The sequence below is a fragment of the Streptomyces sp. NPDC002076 genome, assembly GCF_053593835.1.
On record NZ_JBSFDI010000001.1, the window covers coordinates 644,769 to 667,773 of the forward strand.

General features: G+C 67.9%; 18 protein-coding genes and 1 tRNA gene. 3 read left to right on the forward strand and 16 right to left on the reverse strand.

Annotation, left to right across the window (positions count from 1 at the left end; all coding sequences use genetic code 11):
* Positions 1–87: 87 nt before the first annotated feature.
* The 13 genes from fusA to ACWCQS_RS03110 form a co-directional block, all read right to left on the reverse strand.
* Complete coding sequence (fusA, locus tag ACWCQS_RS03050) at positions 88–2,214, reverse strand: elongation factor G (protein WP_450982741.1); 2,127 nt, start codon at positions 2,212–2,214, stop codon at positions 88–90.
* A gap of 39 nt (positions 2,215–2,253) precedes the next feature.
* Complete coding sequence (gene rpsG / locus ACWCQS_RS03055; RefSeq protein WP_003998848.1) at positions 2,254–2,724, reverse strand: 30S ribosomal protein S7; 471 nt, start codon at positions 2,722–2,724, stop codon at positions 2,254–2,256.
* Between the two features lie 2 nt (positions 2,725–2,726).
* Positions 2,727–3,098 (reverse strand): 30S ribosomal protein S12, encoded by a 372-nt coding sequence (gene rpsL, locus ACWCQS_RS03060; RefSeq protein ID WP_003948652.1) that lies wholly within the window; start codon positions 3,096–3,098, stop codon positions 2,727–2,729.
* Positions 3,099–3,698: 600 nt separating this feature from the next.
* A complete protein-coding gene (locus ACWCQS_RS03065; RefSeq protein ID WP_450982742.1) occupies positions 3,699–7,598 on the reverse strand; it encodes a DNA-directed RNA polymerase subunit beta' in 3,900 nt (1,299 codons plus the stop codon).
* Between the two features lie 99 nt (positions 7,599–7,697).
* Positions 7,698–11,183: a DNA-directed RNA polymerase subunit beta gene (gene rpoB / locus ACWCQS_RS03070; protein ID WP_388619580.1), complete on the reverse strand. Its 3,486-nt coding sequence runs from the start codon at positions 11,181–11,183 to the stop codon at positions 7,698–7,700.
* A gap of 569 nt (positions 11,184–11,752) precedes the next feature.
* Positions 11,753–12,139, reverse strand: coding sequence for a 50S ribosomal protein L7/L12 (gene rplL, locus ACWCQS_RS03075; protein WP_055706209.1), 387 nt, complete (start codon positions 12,137–12,139; stop codon positions 11,753–11,755).
* Between the two features lie 112 nt (positions 12,140–12,251).
* Complete coding sequence (gene rplJ, locus ACWCQS_RS03080; protein ID WP_055706208.1) at positions 12,252–12,782, reverse strand: 50S ribosomal protein L10; 531 nt, start codon at positions 12,780–12,782, stop codon at positions 12,252–12,254.
* A 280-nt stretch (positions 12,783–13,062) separates the two neighbouring features.
* The gene (locus tag ACWCQS_RS03085; protein WP_451002815.1) at positions 13,063–13,998 is read right to left on the reverse strand and encodes a hypothetical protein; all 936 of its coding nucleotides are present in this window, start codon (positions 13,996–13,998) and stop codon (positions 13,063–13,065) included.
* A 181-nt stretch (positions 13,999–14,179) separates the two neighbouring features.
* A complete protein-coding gene (gene rplA / locus ACWCQS_RS03090; protein WP_388619572.1) occupies positions 14,180–14,905 on the reverse strand; it encodes a 50S ribosomal protein L1 in 726 nt (241 codons plus the stop codon).
* Between the two features lie 101 nt (positions 14,906–15,006).
* Entirely contained in the window at positions 15,007–15,441 is a 435-nt protein-coding gene (gene rplK / locus ACWCQS_RS03095) for a 50S ribosomal protein L11 (protein WP_023547415.1), read from the reverse strand.
* 169 nt (positions 15,442–15,610) lie between these two features.
* Complete coding sequence (nusG, locus tag ACWCQS_RS03100; protein WP_351802216.1) at positions 15,611–16,465, reverse strand: transcription termination/antitermination protein NusG; 855 nt, start codon at positions 16,463–16,465, stop codon at positions 15,611–15,613.
* Positions 16,466–16,545: 80 nt separating this feature from the next.
* Positions 16,546–16,833, reverse strand: a complete 288-nt coding sequence (gene secE / locus ACWCQS_RS03105; RefSeq protein WP_451002816.1) for a preprotein translocase subunit SecE — start codon at positions 16,831–16,833, stop codon at positions 16,546–16,548.
* Positions 16,834–16,939: 106 nt separating this feature from the next.
* Positions 16,940–17,012 (reverse strand) — tRNA-Trp (locus ACWCQS_RS03110).
* A 262-nt stretch (positions 17,013–17,274) separates the two neighbouring features.
* Between ACWCQS_RS03110 and ACWCQS_RS03115 the strand changes: the two genes are divergently transcribed.
* Together ACWCQS_RS03115 and ACWCQS_RS03120 are read left to right on the forward strand one after the other, a co-directional pair.
* On the forward strand, positions 17,275–18,501 hold the full coding sequence (locus ACWCQS_RS03115; RefSeq protein WP_451002817.1) for a pyridoxal phosphate-dependent aminotransferase: 1,227 nt from the start codon (positions 17,275–17,277) through the stop codon (positions 18,499–18,501).
* 147 nt (positions 18,502–18,648) lie between these two features.
* Positions 18,649–19,689 carry an adenosine deaminase gene (locus ACWCQS_RS03120; RefSeq protein ID WP_451002818.1) on the forward strand — a complete coding sequence of 347 codons (1,041 nt, stop codon included), beginning with the start codon at positions 18,649–18,651 and terminating at the stop codon, positions 19,687–19,689.
* A gap of 239 nt (positions 19,690–19,928) precedes the next feature.
* On the opposite strand, the gene ACWCQS_RS03125 is transcribed toward ACWCQS_RS03120, so the two are convergent.
* Complete coding sequence (locus tag ACWCQS_RS03125; RefSeq protein ID WP_451002819.1) at positions 19,929–20,540, reverse strand: TetR/AcrR family transcriptional regulator; 612 nt, start codon at positions 20,538–20,540, stop codon at positions 19,929–19,931.
* A gap of 116 nt (positions 20,541–20,656) precedes the next feature.
* On the opposite strand from ACWCQS_RS03125, the gene ACWCQS_RS03130 reads away from it, so the two are divergent.
* A complete protein-coding gene (locus ACWCQS_RS03130; protein ID WP_451002820.1) occupies positions 20,657–21,289 on the forward strand; it encodes an NAD(P)-dependent oxidoreductase in 633 nt (210 codons plus the stop codon).
* A 19-nt stretch (positions 21,290–21,308) separates the two neighbouring features.
* Here the strand turns inward: ACWCQS_RS03130 and ACWCQS_RS03135 are convergent, their stop codons facing one another.
* Both ACWCQS_RS03135 and ACWCQS_RS03140 read right to left on the reverse strand, forming a co-directional pair.
* Entirely contained in the window at positions 21,309–22,481 is a 1,173-nt protein-coding gene (locus ACWCQS_RS03135) for a UDP-N-acetylmuramate dehydrogenase (RefSeq protein ID WP_451002821.1), read from the reverse strand.
* Between the two features lie 106 nt (positions 22,482–22,587).
* The gene (locus ACWCQS_RS03140; protein ID WP_450982750.1) at positions 22,588–22,989 is read right to left on the reverse strand and encodes a DUF3291 domain-containing protein; all 402 of its coding nucleotides are present in this window, start codon (positions 22,987–22,989) and stop codon (positions 22,588–22,590) included.
* Positions 22,990–23,005 lie beyond the last annotated feature (16 nt).

The following is a 23,005-nucleotide window of genomic DNA, read 5'->3' on the forward strand; positions in this document are numbered from 1 at the left end:
CCCGGAACCGGGGGCAAACATCCGGGTTTACGGCTGTTTGCCCCTTGAGGCTCCGGAGTCAAGCCTACGGCGTGTGAACGCGGTGCGTTACTCGCCCTTGGCCTTCGCGATGATCTCCTCGGCGACGTTCCGCGGAACCTCGGCGTAGGAGTCGAACTGCATGGAGTAGCTCGCACGGCCGGACGTCTTGCTGCGCAGGTCGCCGACGTAACCGAACATCTCCGAAAGGGGCACGAGGCCCTTCACGACGCGGGCACCGGCCCGCTCCTCCATGGCCTGGATCTGGCCACGGCGGGAGTTGATGTCGCCGATGACCTCACCCATGTAGTCCTCGGGCGTGGTGACCTCGACGGCCATCATCGGCTCGAGCAGCACGGGCGAAGCCTTGCGCGCGGCCTCCTTGAAGGCCTGCGAGCCGGCGATCTTGAAGGCGAGCTCGGAGGAGTCGACCTCGTGGTAGGCACCGTCGTGCAGGATCACGCGGACACCGGTCATCTCGTAACCGGCGAGGATGCCGAACTGCATGGCCTCCTGCGCACCGGCGTCGACCGAAGGGATGTACTCCTTCGGGATACGGCCACCGGTCACCTTGTTCACGAACTCGTACGAGGTGTCGCCACCCTCGAGCGGCTCGATGCCGATCTGCACCTTCGCGAACTGACCGGTACCACCGGTCTGCTTCTTGTGGGTGTAGTCGACGCGCTCGACGGCCTTGCGGATCGTCTCGCGGTAGGCCACCTGCGGCTTGCCGACGTTGGCCTCGACCTTGAACTCACGGCGCATACGGTCGACCAGCACCTCGAGGTGCAGCTCGCCCATACCACCGATGATGGTCTGGCCGGTCTCCTCGTCCGAGTGAACCTGGAAGGACGGGTCCTCCTCGGCCAGGCGCTGGATCGCGACGCCCAGCTTCTCCTGGTCGCCCTTCGACTTGGGCTCGATGGCGACCTGGATGACCGGCGCCGGGAAGTCCATGGACTCCAGGATGACCGGGTTCTTGTCGTCGGACAGCGTCTCACCGGTGGTGGTCTGCTTCAGGCCCATGACGGCGACGATGTCGCCGGCGCCCACCGACTCGATCTCCTCACGCTTGTTGGCGTGCATGCGGTAGATCTTGCCGATGCGCTCCTTCTTGCCCTTGACGGAGTTCAGCACCGAGGTGCCGGACTCCAGGCGGCCCGAGTAGACCCGGACGAAGGTGAGCTTGCCGAGGTGCGGGTCGCTCATGATCTTGAACGCCAGCGCGGAGAGGGGCTCCTCGTCGGACGGCTTGCGCTTGACGACCTCCTCCGGGTTGTTGACCGCGTGGCCCTCGATGGCCTCGATGTCAACCGGGGAAGGCAGGTAGCGCACGACCGCGTCGAGCAGGGGCTGGACGCCCTTGTTCTTGAACGCGGTGCCGCAGAACACCGGGGTCACGGTGGTGCCGGTGCCCTTGCCGGAGGCGATGGTGATCCGACGGATGGCCGCGTACAGCTGCTCCTCGGTGGGCTCCTGGCCCTCCAGGTACAGCTCCATCAGCTGCTCGTCGTTCTCGGCCACGGCCTCGAGGAGCTTGCCGCGCCATTCCTCGGCCGCCTCGGTGTGCGTGGCCGGGATGTCGACGACGTCGTACATCTCGCCCTTGGTCGCCTCGGCGGACCACACGAGCGCCTTCATGCGGACCAGGTCCACGACGCCCTTGAAGTCGGCCTCGGCACCGATCGGCAGCTGCATCACGATCGGCTGAGCGCCGAGGCGGTCAGAGATCATGTCGACGCAGCGGTGGAACTCGGCACCGGTCCGGTCCAGCTTGTTGACGAAGCAGATACGCGGAACGCCGTAGCGGTCCGCCTGACGCCACACGGTCTCGGACTGCGGCTCAACGCCGGCGACGCCGTCGAACACCGTCACGGCACCGTCGAGCACGCGCAGGGAGCGCTCCACCTCGACGGTGAAGTCGACGTGGCCCGGGGTGTCGATGATGTTGATGGTGTGGTCGACGTTCTCCAGCGGCCAGTGGCAGGTGGTGGCAGCAGAGGTGATCGTGATGCCACGCTCCTGCTCCTGCTCCATCCAGTCCATGGTGGCAGCGCCGTCGTGGACCTCACCGATCTTGTACGAAACGCCGGTGTAGAACAGGATCCGCTCGGTGGTGGTCGTCTTGCCCGCGTCGATGTGGGCCATGATCCCGATGTTGCGGACCCTGGCCAGGTCAAGTGAAGTGGTAGCCATAAGGCTTCAGTCTTCTCTCGGTCTCGATGTGGGTAGCGACTACCAGCGGTAGTGCGCGAAGGCCTTGTTGGACTCGGCCATCTTGTGGGTGTCCTCGCGCTTCTTCACGGCCGCACCGAGGCCGTTGGAGGCATCGAGAAGCTCGTTGAGGAGACGCTCGGTCATGGTCTTCTCGCGACGGGCGCGGGAGTAACCGACCAGCCAGCGCAGCGCCAGGGTGTTGGCACGGCCGGGCTTGACCTCGACCGGAACCTGGTAGGTGGCGCCACCGACACGGCGGGACTTGACCTCGAGGGTCGGCTTGATGTTCTCGAGAGCGCGCTTGAGCGTGATGACCGGGTCGTTGCCGGTCTTCTCGCGCAGACCCTCCATGGCGCCGTAGACGATGCGCTCGGCGGTGGAGCGCTTGCCGTTCAGCAGCACCTTGTTGATCAGGGAGGTCACCAGAGGAGAACCGTAGACCGGGTCGATGATGACCGGGCGCTTCGGGGCGGGGCCCTTACGAGGCATTCTTACTTCTCCTTCTTGGCGCCGTAACGGCTGCGAGCCTGCTTGCGGTTCTTGACACCCTGGGTGTCGAGGGAACCGCGGATGATCTTGTAGCGAACACCCGGCAGGTCCTTCACACGGCCGCCGCGCACGAGCACGATGGAGTGCTCCTGCAGGTTGTGTCCCTCACCCGGAATGTAAGCGGTGACCTCGATGCCGCTGGTCAGACGCACACGCGCGACCTTGCGGAGGGCCGAGTTCGGCTTCTTCGGGGTGGTCGTGAACACACGCGTGCAGACGCCACGACGCTGAGGGGAACCCTCGAGTGCGGGCGTCTTGTTCTTCTCGACCTTGTCCTGCCGGCCCTTGCGGACCAGCTGCTGGATCGTAGGCACTACTTCTCCGGTTTCTGTGTGCCGATGGGTACAGCTAACCTGGAACGTCGCCGACCCACGCGGTCGGGTGTGTCGAATCCGGCGGACTCCCGCCGCAAGGCGAAAAGAGCACAGATTACGGTGGCCGCTCACAGCTCGCCATGCGGTCTGAAGGCACGCACGAGAGCCAGGGCACACCCCAGGCACAAGGTCTGAGCGTACCTACCTCATTCGCTGTGGTCAAAACAAATGGGCCTTACCTCTATCACGTCGGCCACGCTGTCAAGCCCCTGCGCCGCGCAACGCCCCACTGCATGCCGGGTACCGCCAGTCAAAACAGTTGAAACACGGCGGAATCCGGCCACTGACCGCACCGCCCTGCCGGCGCGTTCCGGCTGCCTGTGATGTGCGTCCCTGGCGGTGCCCCCGCCGCCCGTACGCGGCCGCCTGCCGCCCCGTGAAGGCCTTGTCCCGTCCCTGGGGCGCCAAGGTGGCCTTGCGCGCACGCCGATGGGCCTGAACGGCGGCCGGGCAGCGCGAAGGCGGCCTGGCGGCGCGAAGGCGCCCGGGAACGCCGAAGGGCGGCCACCCCGAGGGGTGACCGCCCTTCATGCTGCTCGCTTACTGGTTGTACGGACCGTAGTCGTAGTCCTCCAGCGGGACGGCCTGGCCGGAGCCGGTGCCGAACGGCGAGTAGTCGATGTCGTCGTAGCCGACGGCCGAGTACATCGCGGCCTTGGCCTCCTCGGTCGGCTCGACCCGGATGTTGCGGTAGCGGGACAGACCCGTACCGGCCGGGATGAGCTTACCGATGATGACGTTCTCCTTGAGGCCGATGAGGCTGTCGGACTTGGCGTTGATCGCCGCGTCCGTCAGGACTCGGGTCGTCTCCTGGAAGGAGGCGGCCGACAGCCAGGATTCCGTCGCCAGCGAGGCCTTGGTGATACCCATCAGCTGCGGACGACCGGAGGCCGGGTGACCGCCCTCCTGGACCACACGACGGTTCTCGTGCTCGAAGCGGGAGCGCTCGACCAGCTCGCCGGGCAGCAGCTCGGCGTCGCCGGACTCGATGATCGTCACACGGCGCAGCATCTGCCGGATGATGATCTCGATGTGCTTGTCGTGGATCGACACACCCTGCGAGTTGTAGACCTTCTGGACCTCGCCGACCAGGTGGACCTGGACGGCACGCTGGCCCAGGATGCGCAGCACGTCGTGCGGGTTGGTGGCACCCACGGTGAGCTGCTGGCCCACCTCGACGTGCTCGCCCTCGCTGACCAGGACCTTGGCACGCTTGGAGATCGGGTACGCCGTCTCGTCGCTGCCGTCGTCCGGGGTGACGACGATCTTCTTGGTCTTCTCGGTCTCCTCGATGCGGACGCGGCCGCTCGCCTCGGAGATCGGGGCGACACCCTTCGGGGTACGGGCCTCGAAGAGCTCGACGACACGCGGCAGACCCTGGGTGATGTCGTCACCGGCCACACCACCGGTGTGGAAGGTACGCATCGTCAGCTGGGTACCGGGCTCACCGATGGACTGGGCGGCGATGATGCCGACCGCCTCACCGATGTCGACCAGCTTGCCGGTGGCGAGCGAACGGCCGTAGCACATCGCGCAGGTGCCGACGGCGGACTCGCAGGTCAGGACCGAGCGGGTCTTGACCTCCTCGACGCCGTGCTTGACCAGCTCGTCGATGAGCACGTCACCGAGGTCGGTACCGGCCGGGGCCAGCACCTTGCCGTCGACGACGATGTCCTCGGCGAGGCAGCGCGCGTACACGGACGTCTCGACGTTGCCCGCCTTGCGCAGCACGCCGTCCGCACCGCGCTCCGCGATGTGGAGCTTGAGGCCACGGTCGGTGCCGCAGTCCTCCTCGCGGATGATGACGTCCTGGGAGACGTCGACCAGACGACGGGTGAGGTAACCCGAGTCGGCGGTACGAAGGGCGGTGTCCGCCAGACCCTTACGGGCACCGTGCGTGGAGATGAAGTACTCCAGCACGGACAGACCCTCACGGAACGAGGCCTTGATCGGACGCGGGATCGTCTCGTTCTTCGCGTTCGACACCAGACCACGCATACCGGCAATCTGACGCATCTGCATCATGTTGCCTCGTGCACCCGAGTTCACCATCATGAAGATCGGGTTGGTCTTCGGGAAGTTCTCGTTCATCGCCTCGGCGACCTCGTTGGTCGCCTTGGTCCAGATCGCGATGAGCTCCTGCGTGCGCTCGTCCTTGGTGATCAGACCGCGCTCGTACTGCTTCTGGACCTTCTCGTCCTGCGCCTCGTAGCCCTTGACGATCTCCTTCTTCGCCTCGGGAACGACGACGTCGGAGATGGCGACGGTGACGCCGGAACGGGTGGCCCAGTAGAAGCCGGACGCCTTCAGGTTGTCGAGCGTCGCCGCCACGATGACCTTCGGGTAGCGCTCGGCGAGGTCGTTGACGATCTCGGAGAGCTGCTTCTTGCCGACCTCGTAGTCGACGAACGGGTAGTCCTCGGGCAGCAGCTCGTTGAAGAGCGCACGGCCCAGCGTGGTGTTCAGCCGGAAGCTGTCACCCTGCTGCCACTCCGGCTCGCCCTCCTCGCGCGCCGGCGGGGTCCAGCCGCGCGGCGGGATGGTGCCCACCGGGAAGCGGATGTCCACGCGCGACTGCAGCGACAGCTCGCCGGCATCGAACGCCATGATCGCCTCGGCCACGGACGCGAACGAGCGGCCCTCGCCCTTGACGTCACGCATCTCGCCGTCGGTGGTGAGGAAGAACAGACCGAGGACCATGTCCTGGGTCGGCATCGTCACCGGACGGCCGTCGGCCGGCTTGAGGATGTTGTTCGAGGACAGCATCAGGATGCGGGCCTCGGCCTGCGCCTCCGCGGACAGCGGCAGGTGCACGGCCATCTGGTCACCGTCGAAGTCCGCGTTGAACGCGGTGCAGACGAGCGGGTGGATCTGGATGGCCTTGCCCTCGACCAGCTGCGGCTCGAAGGCCTGGATGCCGAGGCGGTGCAGGGTGGGAGCACGGTTCAGCAGAACCGGGTGCTCGGCGATGACCTCTTCGAGGACGTCGTACACGACCGTACGGCCGCGCTCCACCATGCGCTTGGCGCTCTTGATGTTCTGCGCGTGGTTCAGGTCGACCAGGCGCTTCATCACGAACGGCTTGAACAGTTCCAGCGCCATCGCCTTCGGCAGACCGCACTGGTGCAGCTTCAGCTGCGGACCGACGACGATCACGGAACGCGCCGAGTAGTCGACACGCTTGCCGAGCAGGTTCTGGCGGAATCGACCCTGCTTACCCTTCAGCATGTCGCTGAGGGACTTCAGCGGGCGGTTACCGGGACCGGTCACCGGCCGGCCGCGACGGCCGTTGTCGAAGAGGGCGTCAACAGCCTCCTGAAGCATGCGCTTCTCGTTGTTGACGATGATCTCCGGGGCACCGAGGTCCAGGAGCCTCTTCAGACGGTTGTTGCGGTTGATGACACGGCGGTACAGGTCGTTCAGGTCGGAGGTCGCGAAGCGGCCACCGTCCAGCTGCACCATCGGACGCAGGTCCGGCGGGATGACCGGGACGCAGTCCAGGACCATGCCCTTGGGGCTGTTGGACGTCTGCAGGAACGCGGAGACGACCTTCAGCCGCTTGAGGGCACGGGTCTTCTTCTGGCCCTTGCCGGTACGGATGATCTCGCGGAGCTTCTCGGCCTCCTCCTCGAGGTCGAAGGACTCCAGGCGCTTCTGCAGCGCCGCGGCACCCATCGAGCCGTCGAAGTACGTGCCGAAGCGGTCCCGCAGCTCGCGGTAGAGCAGCTCGTCGCCCTCCAGGTCCTGGACCTTGAGGTTCTTGAACCGGTTCCACACCTCGTCGAGGCGGTCGATCTCGCGCTGCGCGCGGTCGCGCAGCTGCTTCATCTCGCGCTCGGCACCCTCGCGCACCTTGCGGCGCACATCGGCCTTGGCACCCTCGGCCTCCAGCTCGGCCAGGTCGGCCTCGAGCTTCTTGGCGCGGGCCTCCAGGTCGGCGTCGCGGCGGTTCTCGATCTGCTGGCGCTCGACCGAGACATGCGCCTCCAGGGAGGGCAGGTCGCGGGTACGGCGCTCCTCGTCGACGTACGTGATCATGTACGCGGCGAAGTAGATGACCTTCTCGAGGTCCTTCGGAGCCAGGTCGAGCAGGTAGCCCAGACGGCTCGGGACACCCTTGAAGTACCAGATGTGCGTGACGGGCGCGGCCAGCTCGATGTGGCCCATCCGCTCACGGCGCACCTTCGCACGCGTGACCTCGACGCCACAGCGCTCGCAGATGATGCCCTTGAAGCGGACGCGCTTGTACTTGCCGCAGTAGCACTCCCAGTCCCGGGTGGGGCCGAAGATCTTCTCGCAGAAGAGGCCGTCCTTCTCGGGCTTGAGGGTGCGGTAGTTGATGGTCTCGGGCTTCTTGACCTCGCCGTGGCTCCACTGACGGATGTCGTCAGCGGTGGCCAGGCCGATCCGGAGCTCGTCGAAGAAGTTGACGTCGAGCACTATGCGTCAATCCCTCTCAGGGTCGTAAGTCTTTGGTCTGTACGGGGGCCTGGGGGTCGGCGGGGCCCCTTGTGGGTCAGGGGCCCCGCCGGACTCCCGTCAGACCTCTTCGACGCTGCTCGGCTCGCGCCGGGACAGGTCGATGCCGAGCTCCTCCGCAGCGCGGAAGACGTCCTCGTCGGTGTCACGCATCTCGATGGACATACCGTCGCTGGACAGCACCTCCACGTTCAGGCAGAGCGACTGCATCTCCTTGATGAGGACCTTGAAGGACTCGGGGATGCCGGGCTCGGGGATGTTCTCGCCCTTGACGATGGCCTCGTAGACCTTCACGCGGCCGGTGACGTCGTCGGACTTGATGGTCAGCAGCTCCTGGAGGGCGTACGCGGCGCCGTAGGCCTCGAGTGCCCACACCTCCATCTCGCCGAACCGCTGGCCACCGAACTGCGCCTTACCACCCAGCGGCTGCTGGGTGATCATCGAGTACGGACCGGTCGAGCGGGCGTGCAGCTTGTCGTCGACCAGGTGGTGCAGCTTCAGGATGTACATGTAGCCGACCGAGATCGGGTCCGGGAACGGCTCACCGCTACGGCCGTCGAACAGCCGCGCCTTGCCGGACGGGAGCACCATGCGCTCGCCGTCGCGGTTCGGGATGGTGTGCTGCAGCAGACCCGCCAGCTCGTCCTCGCGGGCACCGTCGAAGACCGGGGTCGCGACGTTGGTGCGCGGGGCGACCTGGTCGGCGCCGATGGCCTGCAGGCGCTGGGCCCACTCGTCCGCGAGGCCGGAGACGTCCCAGCCGCGGCTGGCGAGCCAGCCGAGGTGGATCTCCAGGACCTGTCCCGGGTTCATTCGGGACGGCACACCCAGCGGGTTGAGGATGATGTCGACCGGGGTGCCGTCCTCCAGGAACGGCATGTCCTCGATCGGCAGGATCTTGGAGATGACACCCTTGTTGCCGTGCCGGCCGGCGAGCTTGTCACCGTCGGTGATCTTGCGCTTCTGCGCGACGTAGACGCGGACCAGCTGGTTCACGCCCGGCGGCAGCTCGTCGCCCTCCTCGCGGTCGAAGACGCGCACGCCGATGACCTTGCCGGTCTCGCCGTGCGGCACCTTCAGCGAGGTGTCACGGACCTCACGGGCCTTCTCACCGAAGATCGCGCGCAGCAGGCGCTCCTCGGGGGTCAGCTCGGTCTCACCCTTCGGGGTGACCTTGCCGACGAGGATGTCACCGGCGATGACCTCGGCACCGATGCGGATGATGCCGCGCTCGTCGAGGTCGGCGAGGACCTCCTCGGAGACGTTCGGGATGTCCCGGGTGATCTCCTCGGGGCCGAGCTTGGTGTCACGGGCGTCGACCTCGTGCTCCTCGATGTGGATCGAGGAGAGGACGTCGTCCTGCACGAGGCGCTGCGACAGGATGATCGCGTCCTCGTAGTTGTGACCCTCCCACGGCATGAACGCCACGAGCAGGTTCTTGCCGAGGGCCATCTCGCCGTTCTGGGTGGCCGGGCCGTCGGCCAGGACCTGGCCGGTGACGACGCGGTCGCCCTCGTTGACGATGACCTTCTGGTTGACCGAGGTGCCCTGGTTGGACCGGGAGAACTTGGCCAGGCGGTACGTGATGTACGTGCCGTCGTCGTTGGCGGTGGTGATGTAGTCCGCGGAGACCTCCTGGACCACACCGTCCTTCTCGGCCTTGACCACGTCGCCGGCGTCGACCGCGGAGCGGTACTCCATGCCGGTGCCGACGAGCGGCGCCTCGGACTTAATCAGCGGCACGGCCTGACGCATCATGTTCGCGCCCATGAGGGCACGGTTGGCGTCGTCGTGCTCCAGGAAGGGGATCATGGCGGTCGCGACCGACACCATCTGGCGCGGCGAGACGTCCATGTAGTCCACGTCCTCGGGGCCGACGTAGTCGACCTCGCCGCCACGGCGGCGAACCAGCACGCGGGCCTCGGCGAACCGCATCTCCTCGTTCAGCGGCGCGTTGGCCTGCGCGATGACGAAGCGGTCCTCCTCGTCGGCCGTCAGGTAGTCGACCTCGTCGCTGACCTGGCCGTCGACGACCTTGCGGTACGGCGTCTCGATGAAACCGAACGCGTTGACCCGGCCGTAGGAGGCGAGCGAGCCGATCAGACCGATGTTCGGGCCTTCCGGCGTCTCGATCGGGCACATGCGGCCGTAGTGCGAGGGGTGCACGTCACGGACCTCGAAGCCGGCCCGCTCACGGGAGAGACCACCCGGGCCGAGGGCGTTCAGACGACGCTTGTGCGTCAGCCCCGACAGCGGGTTGTTCTGGTCCATGAACTGGGACAGCTGCGAGGTGCCGAAGAACTCCTTGATCGACGCCACGACCGGGCGGATGTTGATCAGGGTCTGCGGCGTGATCGCCTCGACGTCCTGCGTGGTCATGCGCTCGCGCACGACACGCTCCATACGGGCGAGACCCGTACGGACCTGGTTCTGGATCAGCTCGCCGACGCTGCGGATACGGCGGTTGCCGAAGTGGTCGATGTCGTCGGTCTCGACCATGATCGAGCGACCCGACGCGCCGACCGTCTCGGTCTCGCCGGCGTGCAGCTTCACCAGGTACTTGATGGTGGCGATGACGTCCTCGGTGGTGAGCACACCGGCGTCCAGCGGCTCGTCCGCACCGAGCTTCTTGTTGACCTTGTAGCGGCCGACCTTGGCGAGGTCGTAACGCTTCGGGTTGAAGTACAGGTTCTCCAGCAGCGTCTGCGCGGCCTCACGCGTGGGGGGCTCACCCGGACGCAGCTTGCGGTAGATGTCGAGCAGCGCGTCGTCCTGGCCCTGGGTGTGGTCCTTCTCCAGGGTGGCGCGCATGGACTCGTACTCGCCGAACTCCTCGAGGATCTGCTCGGTCGTCCAGCCGAGCGCCTTCAGCAGTACGGTGACCGACTGCTTGCGCTTGCGGTCGATGCGGACACCGACCATGTCGCGCTTGTCGATCTCCATCTCCAGCCAGGCACCCCGGGACGGGATGATCTTGGCGGAGAAGATGTCCTTGTCGGACGTCTTGTCGATGGTGGAGTCGAAGTAGACACCGGGGGAACGGACCAGCTGAGACACCACGACACGCTCGGTGCCGTTGATGACGAAGGTGCCCTTGTTCGTCATGAGCGGGAAGTCGCCCATGAAGACGGTCTGGGACTTGATCTCACCGGTCTCGTTGTTGGTGAACTCGGCGGTGACGAAGAGCGGGGCGGCGTACGTGAAGTCGCGCTCCTTGCACTCGTCGATGGAGTTCTTCGGCGGCTCGAAGCGGTGGTCCCGGAACGTCAGGGACATCGACCCGGAGAAGTCCTCGATCGGGGAGATCTCCTCGAAGATCTCCTCCAGACCGGACTTGGTGGGGACGTCCTGACCGTTCTCCAGAGCCTCCTCGACCCGACTCTGCCAGGCGGTGTTGCCGAGCAGCCAGTCGAAGCTCTCGGTCTGCAGCGCGAGCAGGTTCGGAACCTCAAGAGGCTCCTTGATCTTTGCAAAGGAGATGCGCAGCGGGGCGGTGCTGGCGCCGTTGTTCATATTCGCGGTCGAGGCATTGCGCGAGGCGGCCAAGAGGGGGTCCTTCCGAGGGCTCGGACTCACTACGCGCGTACCGGCCCCTCACCCATACACAGAGACAGACACCCCAGGTCAAGGGAGCTATTGTCGTCAGTGCTCGAGTGAGGGCAGACCCCTGGTGACGGGCAGGGGACAGCTAACAGGCAGCGCAAAGGGTCAGTGTAGCCACTTGGCACACTGATGTCCAGTGCGGGTTTTTCGAGACCCTCGCTGTGCTCACCGCTCTTGTCAACGCCCTCGGCATGCCTGCCCTCAACGCACGTTGATACTGCCCTCTTCGCCGTCGATCCATGCCTCGGATTCGGATCCTTGTGACGACGCGTCCTGAGAATTGCGCGCTGCGTGCGGTTCGTCAAGGGGCCCCAGCCGGAACACCGCCGTCCGGGGACACGGCGAAGATCACCTTACCCCTCACGAACACAGGTGCAAGGCGGCCCACACCGGACCCCGGGGAACGCCGTAGGGCGACCACCCAGATGGATGATCGCCCTACGGTGCGTTCGCGTTACAGCCCTACGAGACCGATTTCAGCGCGCAGTCGGGTCCTGGGGACCCGGAAGGTCTTACTTGACCTCGACGGAGGCGCCGGCGCCCTTGAGGGCCTCGGCGGCCTTGTCGGCGGCTTCCTTGTTGACCTTCTCGAGGACCGGCTTCGGGGTGCCGTCGACGAGGTCCTTGGCCTCCTTCAGACCCAGGGAGGTCAGCTCACGCACGACCTTGATGACCTGGATCTTCTTGTCGCCGGCGCCGGTGAGGATGACGTCGAACTCGTCCTTCTCCTCGACAGCCTCGGCGGCCGGGGCACCCGGGGCGCCGGCGGCGGCCACGGCGACCGGGGCGGCGGCGGTGACGTCGAACTTCTCCTCGAAGGCCTTCACGAACTCGGAGAGCTCGATGAGGGTCATCTCCTCGAACTGCGCGAGCAGGTCTTCCTGGCTGAGCTTCGCCATGATGGGCGATCCTTCCACTCAAATCGGCAGGTGCCGGATGTACTGGGTGTGGCGGGCGTACGTCGGCCCGCTGCGACCCGTGCCGTCGGCGCGGGTCAGAAAGCGAGCCGAATTACTCGGCACCGCCCTGCTCGGCCTGCTTGGCGCGAAGCGCGTCCACGGTGCGGACGAGCTTCGACGGGAGCGCCTGGAAGAGCGCGGCAGCCTGGGACTGCTTGCCCTTCATGGCACCCGCCAGCTTGCTGAGCAGAACCTCGCGGGACTCGAGGTCCGCAAGCTTCTTGATCTCGTCGGCGGAGAGGGCCTTGCCCTCGAGGACACCGCCCTTGATGACGAGATTGGGGTTGTCCTTGGCGAAGTCACGCAGACCCTTCGCCGACTCCACCGGGTCACCGGTGACGAAGGCGACGGCCGTCGGGCCAGCGAAGAGCTGGTCCTCCAGCGTGATCCCGGCCTCCTTGGCCGCAATCTTGGTCAGCGTGTTCTTCACCACGGCGTACTGGGCGTTCTCACCGAGCGACCGGCGCAGCGTCTTGAGCTGCGCCACGGTGAGACCGCGGTACTCGGTCAGCACGGCGGCGTTGGAGCTGCGGAACTTGTCCGTCAGCTCCGCAACCGCGGCAGCCTTGTCGGGCCTCGCCATAGAGCCTCGGCCTCCTTCCGGGTGATTCGGACCGCGCGGACCCGAAGGAGGACTGGGGAAAACGAAACGCCCCGGCGCAGGCGCACGGGGCGGACTCGACCGGTCGCACACGCGCTCGGCGCGCGCACTCCGGGAGTTCTTCCACTGTCACCTGCGCGGGTCGCCCACTTTTCAGCGGATCCTTCGGCCACCGCGCCCTCGTACGAGCGCGCGGCAACGACCAGCGGTCTTTGGCTTCCGTGGAAGCGTACGGGACGGCCCCCCGCCCAGGCAAATCGGGTCAGGACGTCGTGCTCGTGCTGCTGCCCGTCGCGGTGCCGTTGGGCAGGCGGCTGGACTTCATGAGCTTGGCGAAGTCCAGCGTGTCCGAGGCCGGCGGCGCCTCGGTGGTGACCGGGACGCCGTAGTCGCTGTAGTAGGCGGTGTTGACCATCTCGCCCTTGGCCATGGCGCCCTTCTCGATCTTCTTCACCGGCAGGTTCTGGTCGTTGAGCCAGATGTCGACGGTCTCGCTGGCGATGCCTGCCTGGTCGAGCTGCTTCTTCAGGGCGGCCAGCTGTTCCGCGCTGAGGTTGCTGCTCCTGCCCGCGAAGTCGGCGATGTTCACCGTGCCCGAGTAGTGCGTCGTACGGACGCCGGAGACGGTCTCCTGGCCGACCTTCTTCACGTCATGGGAGGCCAGCAGCAGCTTCACCGTCTGGCCCGGCGTGGCGGTGCGGATCTGGTCCTTCAGGTACGCCCCGGAGGCACCGCTGACCTGGGCGAGGAGGTCGTACGAGTACTTGATCCAGTGCTTGCCCCCCAGGCGCTCGGCGGACGTGCCGCCCAGGCTCGCGTAGTAGGCGTCCGGCAGGTAGCGGGCCTGCACCGACGGCGCCGCGCCGACCTTGTGCATGGCCTCGGCGACCTTGCCGCCGGTGTAGGTGATGGTGAGGCTGCCGGTGAGGCCGTTGCCCCAGCGCATGGTGCCGTTTCCCGACATCGACATCACGTCGCCGACGACCATGGTGGAGCGCACCTTCGCCGATTCCGCCTTGTCGGTGGACTGCTCGGCGGTGCGCAGCACGGCGGCGATGGGACTGATGTGGATCGTCTCGCCGCCGGCGGCCTTGTCACCCTTGCCGGAGCTTGCGGAGGAGCCGCAGGCTGCCACGGAGGTCAGCGCGGCGACCACCGCTACGGAAAGGGCCGTACGGCGAACGGTCGTGCTCTTCATCTGGTCCCACCCCTATTGCGAGTCGTAGTGCCCTGCACGGTAGCCCAGGCCACTGACAGTCATTCGAAAGGCCGTACAAAGGAAGGCCCTACGAAGAAAGGACGGGCCCCGCACCTGGAAGGTTGCGGGGCCCGCCCTCACTCACGCGTACCTGACGCGGCTACCGGGGTGAGCGGACGGCTCAGACGGCGGCCGGGTCCTCCTCGACGAGGAGGTTGCGGGTGCGGTTCGGGTCGACCGGGATGCCGGGGCCCATCGTGGTGGTGATGGCGGCCTTCTTGATGTAGCGCCCCTTGGCGGCGGACGGCTTCAGACGGAGGATCTCCTCCAGCGCGGCGCCGTAGTTCTCCACCAGCTTGTCGTCCCCGAAGGACGCCTTGCCGATGATGAAGTGCAGGTTCGAGTGCTTGTCGACGCGGAACTCGATCTTGCCGCCCTTGATGTCGGTGACGGCCTTGGCGACGTCGGGGGTGACGGTGCCGGTCTTCGGGTTCGGCATCAGACCACGCGGGCCGAGGACGCGGCCGAGGCGGCCGACCTTGCCCATGAGGTCCGGGGTGGCGACGACGGCGTCGAAGTCCAGGCGGCCCTTCGAGACCTCGTCGATCAGCTCGTCGGCACCGACGATGTCGGCGCCCGCGGCACGCGCGGCCTCGGCACGGTCGCCGGTCGCGAAGACCAGGACCCGGGCGGTCTTACCGGTGCCGTGCGGAAGGTTCACGGTGCCACGGACCATCTGGTCGGCCTTGCGCGGGTCGACACCCAGACGGAAGGCGACCTCGACGGTGGCGTCGAACTTGGTCGTGGAGGTCTCCTTGGCGAGACGGACGGCCTCGAGCGGGGCGTACAGCTTCTCCCGGTCGACCTTGGCGTCCGCAGCGCGGAGAGCCTTGCTGCGCTTGCTCACAACTTGCTCCTGTGTGTTCTGAAGGAGTCGTGGTCCCTGGGCCGAGCAGGCCCTGCCACGTGCGACCGGCTACGGCCGCATGACTGCTTGGGGGTTTGGGGTCAGCCCTCGACCGTGACGCCCATGGAACGCGCGGTACCGGCGATGATCTTCGCGGCGGCGTCCAGGTCGTTCGCGTTCAGGTCGGGCATCTTGGTCTGGGCGATCTCGCGGACCTGCGCCTCGGTGATCTTGGCGACCTTGGTCTTGTGCGGCTCGCCGGAGCCCTTCTCGATGCCCGCGGCCTTGAGGATCATCTTCGCGGCCGGCGGCGTCTTGGTGACGAAGGTGAAGGAGCGGTCCTCGTAGACCGTGATCTCCACCGGGATGACCCAACCGCGCTGCGACTCGGTCGCGGCGTTGTAGGCCTTGCAGAACTCCATGATGTTGACACCGTGCTGACCCAGCGCGGGGCCGACCGGCGGAGCCGGGTTGGCGGCACCGGCCTGGATCTGGAGCTTGATGAGCCCCGTGACCTTCTTCTTCTTGGGAGGCATAGCTCTCCGGGTCCTTTCATTCGGGTCCATGCCCGCGCAAGATCGCGATCCTGACGCAGGCATACCGCACAACGATAGCGGGTATAGATGCGCGGCCAAAAACCGAGCAGGTCAGACCGGCTGAGACAGCCCGCCTGACCTGCGCGGAAGAGCGACGTCCAGAAATGGACTAGTTCTTCTGGATCTGGTCGAAGGACAGCTCGACCGGCGTCTCGCGGCCGAAGATCTCCACCAGGCCCTTGACCTTCTTCGAGTCGGGGTTGATCTCATTGATGGTCGCCTGCAGCGTGGCGAACGGGCCGTCGGTGACGGTGACCGAGTCGCCGACCTCGAAGTCCAGCACCTGGACCTCGACCTTGCGCTGCGGGGCGGGCTTGCCCTCGGCCTCGGCGGCCTCGCGGGCGGCCTTCTCCTCGGCCTCCGGGGCGAGCATCTTGACGATCTCGTCCAGGGTCAGCGGGTACGGGTCGTAGGCGTTGCCGACGAAGCCGGTGACGCCCGGGGTGTTGCGGACGACACCCCAGGACTCGTTGGTCAGGTCCATGCGGACCAGGACGTAACCCGGCAGCTTGTTCTGCTTGATCGTCTTGCGGTCGCCGTTCTTGATCTGGACGACCTCTTCCTGCGGCACCTCGGCCTGGAAGATGTAGTCCTCGACGTTCAGCGAGACGGCGCGCTGCTCCAGGTTGGTCTTCACGCGGTTCTCGTAACCGGCGTAGGTGTGGATGACGTACCACTCGCCGGGCAGAGAGCGCAGTTCCTCGCGCAGGGCCTCGACGGGGTCGACGGGCGCGGCCGGCTCCTCCTCGGCGGCCTCGGCGGCAGCCTCCTCGGCCTCTTCCTCGTCTTCCTCGTCCTCGACGTTCAGGGCAGCCTCTTCGGCCGGCTCCCCCGCCTCGGCCTCGGCAGCCTCGAACTCGTCCTGCTCGTCCGCGCCCTCGACGATGTCGCGCTCGTCGTCCACCATCTCGGCAGCGGTCCCGCGAGGCTCGATGGCGTCGTCGTTCAGGTTCGGGTCAGACACGATGGCTGCTTCTTCCTGGATACATAGGGGTGGAACATGCGAAAACGGGCGCCGGTGCCACGGCGCCCTTCGCTCTTGGCTCAGCCGAAGACGTACTTGGCCGCGTGGTTGAGCCCATAGTCAATCACGGTCACCAGCGCGATCATGATGGCGACGAAGAAGATCACCACGGTGGTGTACGACGTCAGCTGGTTGCGCGTCGGCCAGACGACCTTGCGGAGCTCCGCGATGATCTGGCGGTAGAAGGTGGCGAGGCGCTTCAGCGGGCCCTTCTTGGCGCGCTTGCCGCCCTTGCGGGCCTTCTTCTTGGCTTCGAGCGCCTCGTCCTGGGCGTCAGGCGTGTCGATGGAGCCCACGGCGTCCGTCATTGTCCTCACCTGGTCCCGGGTCGTGGCCGTGCCGCGCCCGGTTTCTGAGCCGCACGGCGGTGCATTGCTGTACGTACACGCGCACACATCCTGGCGGTGTGTGTAGCAGGGCCGGAGGGACTTGAACCCCCAACCGCCGGTTTTGGAGACCGGTGCTCTACCAATTGAGCTACGACCCTTTGTGTGTCCCCCAACGTACCGCATCCGGCCGGGTGCGCGGTGTGCACCGGTTTCGGCGGCGGCTTCTGAAGGCCAACGAGGTGAGAGTGTACGTGGTCAACAGCCCGGCGTCGAACAGAAAGTGCCCGTCCGGAGCCACCTGACCAAAGATCGTCCTGGCCGGAGGCCGGATTCGGACCCGTGTTCACGTCCCGACCCGTTGCTGTTCAGTCTGTGAAACCCGTGTGCCGGGGGGATTTCCGGTCTGGAACGATGGGCTCCATGAGCGCTGCAACCCCACCCACCGAGCGCCGGGTCTCCGCCCGAGTCGGCGCGATCTCCGAGTCCGCCACCCTCGCCGTGGACGCCAAGGCCAAGGCCCTGAAGGCCGCCGGGCGTCCGGTGATCGGCTTCGGCGCCGGTGAACCCGACTTCCCGACCCCGGACTACATCGTCGAGGCCGCCGTAGAGGCCTGCAAGAACCCGAAGTACCACCGCTACACGCCGGCCGGCGGCCTGCCCGAGCTGAAGGCCGCGATCGCCGCGAAGACGCTGCGCGACTCCGGCTGGGAGCCCGACGTCTCGCAGATCCTCGTCACCAACGGCGGCAAGCAGGCCATCTACGAGGCGTTCGCCGCGATCCTCGACCCGGGCGACGAGGTCATCGTCCCGGCGCCGTACTGGACGACGTACCCGGAGTCGATCCGCCTGGCCGGCGGAGTCCCGGTGGAGGTCGTGGCCGACGAGACGACCGGCTACCGCGTCTCGGTCGAGCAGCTGGAGGCGGCGCGCACGGAGAAGACGAAGGTCGTGCTCTTCGTCTCCCCGTCCAACCCGACCGGCGCGGTGTACTCCGAGCCCGAGACCGAGGCGATCGGCCGCTGGGCCCTGGAGCACGGCCTGTGGGTGCTCACCGACGAGATCTACGAGCACCTGGTCTACGGCGACGCCGCCGCGGTGTCCCTGCCGGCGCTGCTGCCCGAGCTGCGCGACAAGTGCGTCGTCGTCAACGGTGTGGCCAAGACGTACGCCATGACCGGCTGGCGCGTGGGCTGGGTCATCGGCCCGAAGGACGTCGTCAAGGCCGCGACCAACCTGCAGTCGCACGCCACCTCGAACGTCTCCAACGTGGCCCAGGTGGCCGCCCTGGCCGCCGTCTCCGGTGACCTTCAGGCCGTGGCGAAGATGCGCGAGGCCTTCGACCGGCGCCGCAGGACGATCGTGCGGATGCTCAACGAGATCGACGGCGTGGTCTGCCCCGAGCCCGAGGGCGCGTTCTACGCCTACCCGTCGGTCAAGGCCCTGCTCGGCAAGGAGATCCGCGGCAAGCGCCCGCAGGACACGGTCGAGCTGGCCGCGCTGATCCTGGAGGAGGCCGAGGTCGCGGTCGTCCCGGGTGAGGCCTTCGGCACGCCGGGCTATCTGCGGCTGTCGTACGCGCTGGGCGACGAGGACCTCGTCGAGGGCGTGAGCCGCATCCAGAAGCTTCTGGCGGAGGCCAAGTCCTGAGCAGTCCATCTTTGGACAACCGAGCGGTCCATTTCTGGACAGGGGCACCCGGGAACGTTCCCGGGTGCCCCTGTTCGTTTGTGCGAGCAAGACCACGTACGGGGAAACGGCTACCGGTACGGCAGGGACGTACGGCAGGATCTGGGAATGGAGCGTGTACGTGATCTCTCTGAGCTGCCGAAAGCCCATCTGCACCTGCACTTCACCGGCTCGATGCGGCCGGGGACCGTCCTGGAACTGGCCGACAAGTACGGCGTACGTCTGCCCGAGGCCCTGACAGAGGCACTGACCAGCGGCGAACCGCCGAAGCTGCGGGCCACCGACGAGCGGGGCTGGTTCCGTTTCCAGCGGCTGTACGACGCGGCTCGCTCCTGCCTGCGCCGGCCGGAGGACATCCAGCGCCTGGTCCGGGAGGCCGCCGAGGAGGACCTGAACGACGGCTCGGGCTGGCTGGAGATCCAGGTGGACCCCACGTCGTACGCACCCCGGCTGGGCGGGCTGATCCCCGCGCTGGAGATCATCCTGGACGCGGTGGAGACCACGTCCCGGGAGACCGGGCTCGGCATGCGCGTGCTCGTCGCCGCCAACCGCATGAAGCACCCTCTGGACGCCCGTACGCTGGCCCGCCTCGCGGTGCGGTACGCCGACCGGGGCGTGGTCGGTTTCGGGCTCTCCAACGACGAGCGGCGGGGCATGGCGCGGGACTTCGACCGGGCCTTCCACATCGCACGCGAGGGCGGTCTGCTGTCGGCCCCGCACGGCGGCGAGCTGACCGGCCCGGCCTCGGTGCGCGACTGCCTGGACGACCTGCACGCCTCGCGGATCGGGCACGGGGTGCGCGCGGCGGAGGACCCGCGGCTGCTGAAGCGGCTCGCCGACCGGGGCGTGACCTGCGAGGTGTGCCCGGCCTCGAACGTGGCGCTCGGCGTGTACGAGAAGCCCGAGGACGTGCCACTGCGGACCTTCTTCGACGCCGGCGTGCCCATGGCGCTCGGCGCCGACGATCCGCTGCTGTTCGGCTCCCGGCTGGCCGCCCAGTACGAGATCGCCCGGCACGCGCACGGCTTCTCGGACGCCGAACTCGCCGAGCTGGCCCGCCAGTCGGTACGGGGTTCGGCCGCCCCGGAGAACGTCAGGGCGCGCCTGCTGGCCGGCGTGGACGACTGGCTGACCCGCCCGGCCGCATAAGGCGAGCGGCGGGCTCGCCCGGGCGGCTGGACGAGTGCCGGGATCTCCCCCATCAGCCTCGCGTGCCCCTTGCCGACACCCTTCTGGTACGGCCCGTGACCTGCCGCGTGCACGAACCAGCCGGCCTCGCCGAGCAACAGCCGATGGGCGCGGGGTTGCGCAGGGAGGTGTGACTCGCGCGGTCTCAGCCGTACGGGCGGGTCCCGTGGGAGGCGTTTGTCATGCGGTCAGGGTGAAGCTCACGCCGAGGCCGGCGCAACGGAGATTCCGCCCAGCAGTGTGCGCGCGAGCCGGGCGGCGAAGTCGTCGACCGACGGCCGTTCCCCGGTGCCGGTCGCGTCGTAGGCGAACGCGCGCTGCGCGCAGGCGCCCAGCAGCAGCGAGGCGGCCGCGAAGGTGTCTGCGTCGGCGCGGACCCGGCCGACGGCCTGTTCGGCGCGCAGATAGGCGTCCAGGTCCTGGATGGGCCGGTGCGGGCCAGAGCCGAGCGTGCGCAGGGCGTCGTCGTGCCGCCGCTTGAGCTGGGTCTCGGCGTACAGGGAGGCGGCGATCGGGAAACTCTGCTCGTAGAAGAGCGCGGCCTGGCGGGCGATCTCGGTGAGGTTGCCCTCCAGAGTGCCCTGTCCGGGTTCGGCGGCGAGGCTGTTGAGCAGGGGCGTGAGCCGGGGCAGCCGCTCGGCGAGCACGCGTACGAACAGGTCCTCCTTGCTGTCGAAGTACTTGTAGAGGGCCGCTTCGGAGCAACCGGCCGCGCGGGCGATCTCCTTGGTGGTGGCGCGGGCGAGTCCGACGGTGAGCATGAGCTCGTGGGCGGCGTCGAGGATGCGGACACGCGCCGGCTTCGGCTCCATGTGCGTCCAATCGGGCTTGACGGGTGGGTGAGTGCTTACCCACTCTAGAGGGCAGGCAGGTGAGTGAACACTCACCCACCTGCCTCACTCCACCCATCCCGAGTACGGGAGCACTCATGAACCTCACCGTTTTCGGCGCCACCGGCGGCATCGGCCGCGAGATCGTGCGTCAGGCGCTCGGCGCCGGCCACCGCGTGACCGCCGTCGTCCGCGATCCGGCCCGGCTCGACGTCACGGGCGACGCGCTGGAGGTGTTCCGCGCCGACCTCACCGACCCCGAGGAGCTGCGCGCAGCGGTCAGCGGCCGGGACGCGGTCCTCTCCGGCCTGGGCGCGCGCAGCCGCAAGGACGCCGGGGTCGCCACCCGGCTGACCCGGACCGTCCTGCGCGCCATGGAGGCCGAGGGCGTACGACGGCTGCTCGTGGTCAGCGCCGGCCCCGTCGGCCCCGCCCCCGAGGACGACGGCGCGCTGGACCGGGCGATGCGCGGCCTGGTGTCGGCCGTCCTGAAGGACGTCTACACCGATCTGCGCGGGATGGAGGCCGAGCTGGCCCGCAGTGGCACGGACTGGACGTCCGTACGGCCGCCGCGGCTGCAGAACAAGCCGCTCACCGGCCGCTACCGCACCACCGTCGGCGGCTTCCCGCCCAAGGGCCGCTTCATCGCGCGCGCGGACGTGGCGCATGCGATGCTGGCGATGATCGACGACGAAGGGACCGTGAAGCAGGGCGTGGGAGTGGCGTACTAGGCCACTGCCGTTCGTGCCGTCAGAGGCTGACGCCGACCGTCACCGGCTCGTTGACGAGCGTGATCCCGAAGGCCTCGCGTACGCCGGCGACCACCTCGCGGGCCAGGGCCAGCAGGTCCTCGGTGGTGGCGGCGCCCCGGTTGGTGAGGGCGAGGGTGTGCTTGGTGGAGATGCGGGCCGGTCCGGTGCCGTAGCCCTTGGTGAAGCCCGCCTTGTCGATCAGCCAGGCCGCGGAGGTCTTCGTACGGCCCTCCCCCGCCGGGTAGGCGGGGGGCTCCACGCCGTCGCCCAGCCGCTCGCGCACGCGCGCGTGGAACGCGGCGAACTGCTCGTCGCTGAGGATCGGGTTGGTGAAGAAGGACCCGGCCGACCAGGTGTCGTGGTCCTCGGGGTCCAGCACCATGCCCTTCCCGGCGCGCAGCTTCAGCACGGTCTCGCGGGCCTCGGCCAGCGGCACCCGCTCTCCCGGCTCGACGCCGAGCGCGCGGGCCGCCTCGGCGTACTTCAGGGGCGCCGAGAGCCCGTCCGCGTCCTCGAGCTCGAAGCGGACGCGCAGCACGACATGGCGCTCGGGGTCGGCCTTGAAGCGGCTGTGGCGGTACGAGAAGGCGCACTCCTCGTTCGTCAGCGTGACGGTCTCGCCGGCACGCCGGTCGTAGGCGATGACCTCGGTGATGGTGGAGGAGACCTCCTGGCCGTAGGCGCCCACGTTCTGGATCGGGGTGGCGCCGGCCGATCCCGGGATCCCGGCGAGGCACTCGATCCCCGCGAGCCCAGCCTCGACCGTGCGGGCCACGGCATCCGTCCACACCTCGCCTGCCGCGAGCTCCAGCGTCGTGCCGCGCAGCTCGACACCGCGCGTGGCGATGCGCAGGGCGGTGCCGTCGAAGCCCTTGTCGCCGATGACCAGGTTCGATCCACCGCCGATGACCAGCAGCGGCGTCCCGCTGTCGTCGGCCTCACGGACAGCGGCGATCACCTCGGCGTCGGTGGTGGCGGTGACCAGCCGGGCCGCGGGACCGCCCAGCCGGAAGGTGGTCAGCGGGGCGAGGGGGGCGTCGTGGAGTACCTGCACGGGCCCAAGACTACGAGACACCTCCGACAGCACCGCATCCACGCGGGCGACGAGCGACGGCCGGGGAACGGTGGCGGGAGGCGGTTCTGCACCATGCAGGGCGGGGTGGGGCTCCATGCCCTGTCCGCCCACTGACGCGAGCCGACACACGGGTACGCGCGCGTGGGCTCCTCTCGAAGCCCACGCGCGCGTACCCGACGTACCGCGGCTACCGACCGGCGGTCTAGCTGAGCCGCCGCTCCGCCTCCTCCCAGCTCACCGGCAACTCGTCGCTGGAGGTCTGCCAGGTGGCGAACGCGGCGTCGCGCATCTGGGAGGCCAGTCCACGAGAGGCGGGGCGGTGGACACCGGAGCGGGCGAAGGCCTTCAGCGCGTCGGCGGACTCCCAGGCGGACAACGTCCAGAAGGTCCGCCGCAGGGGCTGTGCCTTGAGGGAGGCCCCGTAGGCGCCGGGTGCCTTGCCGACCTGCCGCCACACCGCCGGGGTGCGGGCGAGGAAGCGGAGCGCGCCCCACAGGGAGCGGGTCTCGAAGCGCGAGGCGAAGACGTGCACCTCGGTGCCCTGCGGCGGGGTGTTCGGCACGATCCAGGGAAGAGCGGGGAGAGCGGGCATCGCGAACTCCATGGGACGAGGGTGGCGG

What these genes read in the sequence shown, in the direction of transcription:
- fusA (WP_450982741.1), bottom strand. Translation starts at nt 2,214, where the DNA reads ATGGCTACCACTTCACTTGACCTGGCCAGGGTCCGCAACATCGGGATC.
- rpsG (WP_003998848.1), bottom strand. Translation starts at nt 2,724, where the DNA reads ATGCCTCGTAAGGGCCCCGCCCCGAAGCGCCCGGTCATCATCGACCCG.
- rplL (WP_055706209.1), bottom strand. Translation starts at nt 12,139, where the DNA reads ATGGCGAAGCTCAGCCAGGAAGACCTGCTCGCGCAGTTCGAGGAGATG.
- rplJ (WP_055706208.1), bottom strand. Translation starts at nt 12,782, where the DNA reads ATGGCGAGGCCCGACAAGGCTGCCGCGGTTGCGGAGCTGACGGACAAG.
- ACWCQS_RS03085 (WP_451002815.1), bottom strand. Translation starts at nt 13,998, where the DNA reads ATGAAGAGCACGACCGTTCGCCGTACGGCCCTTTCCGTAGCGGTGGTC.
- rplK (WP_023547415.1), bottom strand. Translation starts at nt 15,441, where the DNA reads ATGCCTCCCAAGAAGAAGAAGGTCACGGGGCTCATCAAGCTCCAGATC.
- secE (WP_451002816.1), bottom strand. Translation starts at nt 16,833, where the DNA reads ATGACGGACGCCGTGGGCTCCATCGACACGCCTGACGCCCAGGACGAG.
- ACWCQS_RS03115 (WP_451002817.1), top strand. Translation starts at nt 17,275, where the DNA reads ATGAGCGCTGCAACCCCACCCACCGAGCGCCGGGTCTCCGCCCGAGTC.
- ACWCQS_RS03120 (WP_451002818.1), top strand. Translation starts at nt 18,649, where the DNA reads ATGGAGCGTGTACGTGATCTCTCTGAGCTGCCGAAAGCCCATCTGCAC.
- ACWCQS_RS03125 (WP_451002819.1), bottom strand. Translation starts at nt 20,540, where the DNA reads ATGGAGCCGAAGCCGGCGCGTGTCCGCATCCTCGACGCCGCCCACGAG.
- ACWCQS_RS03130 (WP_451002820.1), top strand. Translation starts at nt 20,657, where the DNA reads ATGAACCTCACCGTTTTCGGCGCCACCGGCGGCATCGGCCGCGAGATC.
- ACWCQS_RS03135 (WP_451002821.1), bottom strand. Translation starts at nt 22,481, where the DNA reads ATGGAGCCCCACCCCGCCCTGCATGGTGCAGAACCGCCTCCCGCCACC.
- ACWCQS_RS03140 (WP_450982750.1), bottom strand. Translation starts at nt 22,989, where the DNA reads ATGGAGTTCGCGATGCCCGCTCTCCCCGCTCTTCCCTGGATCGTGCCG.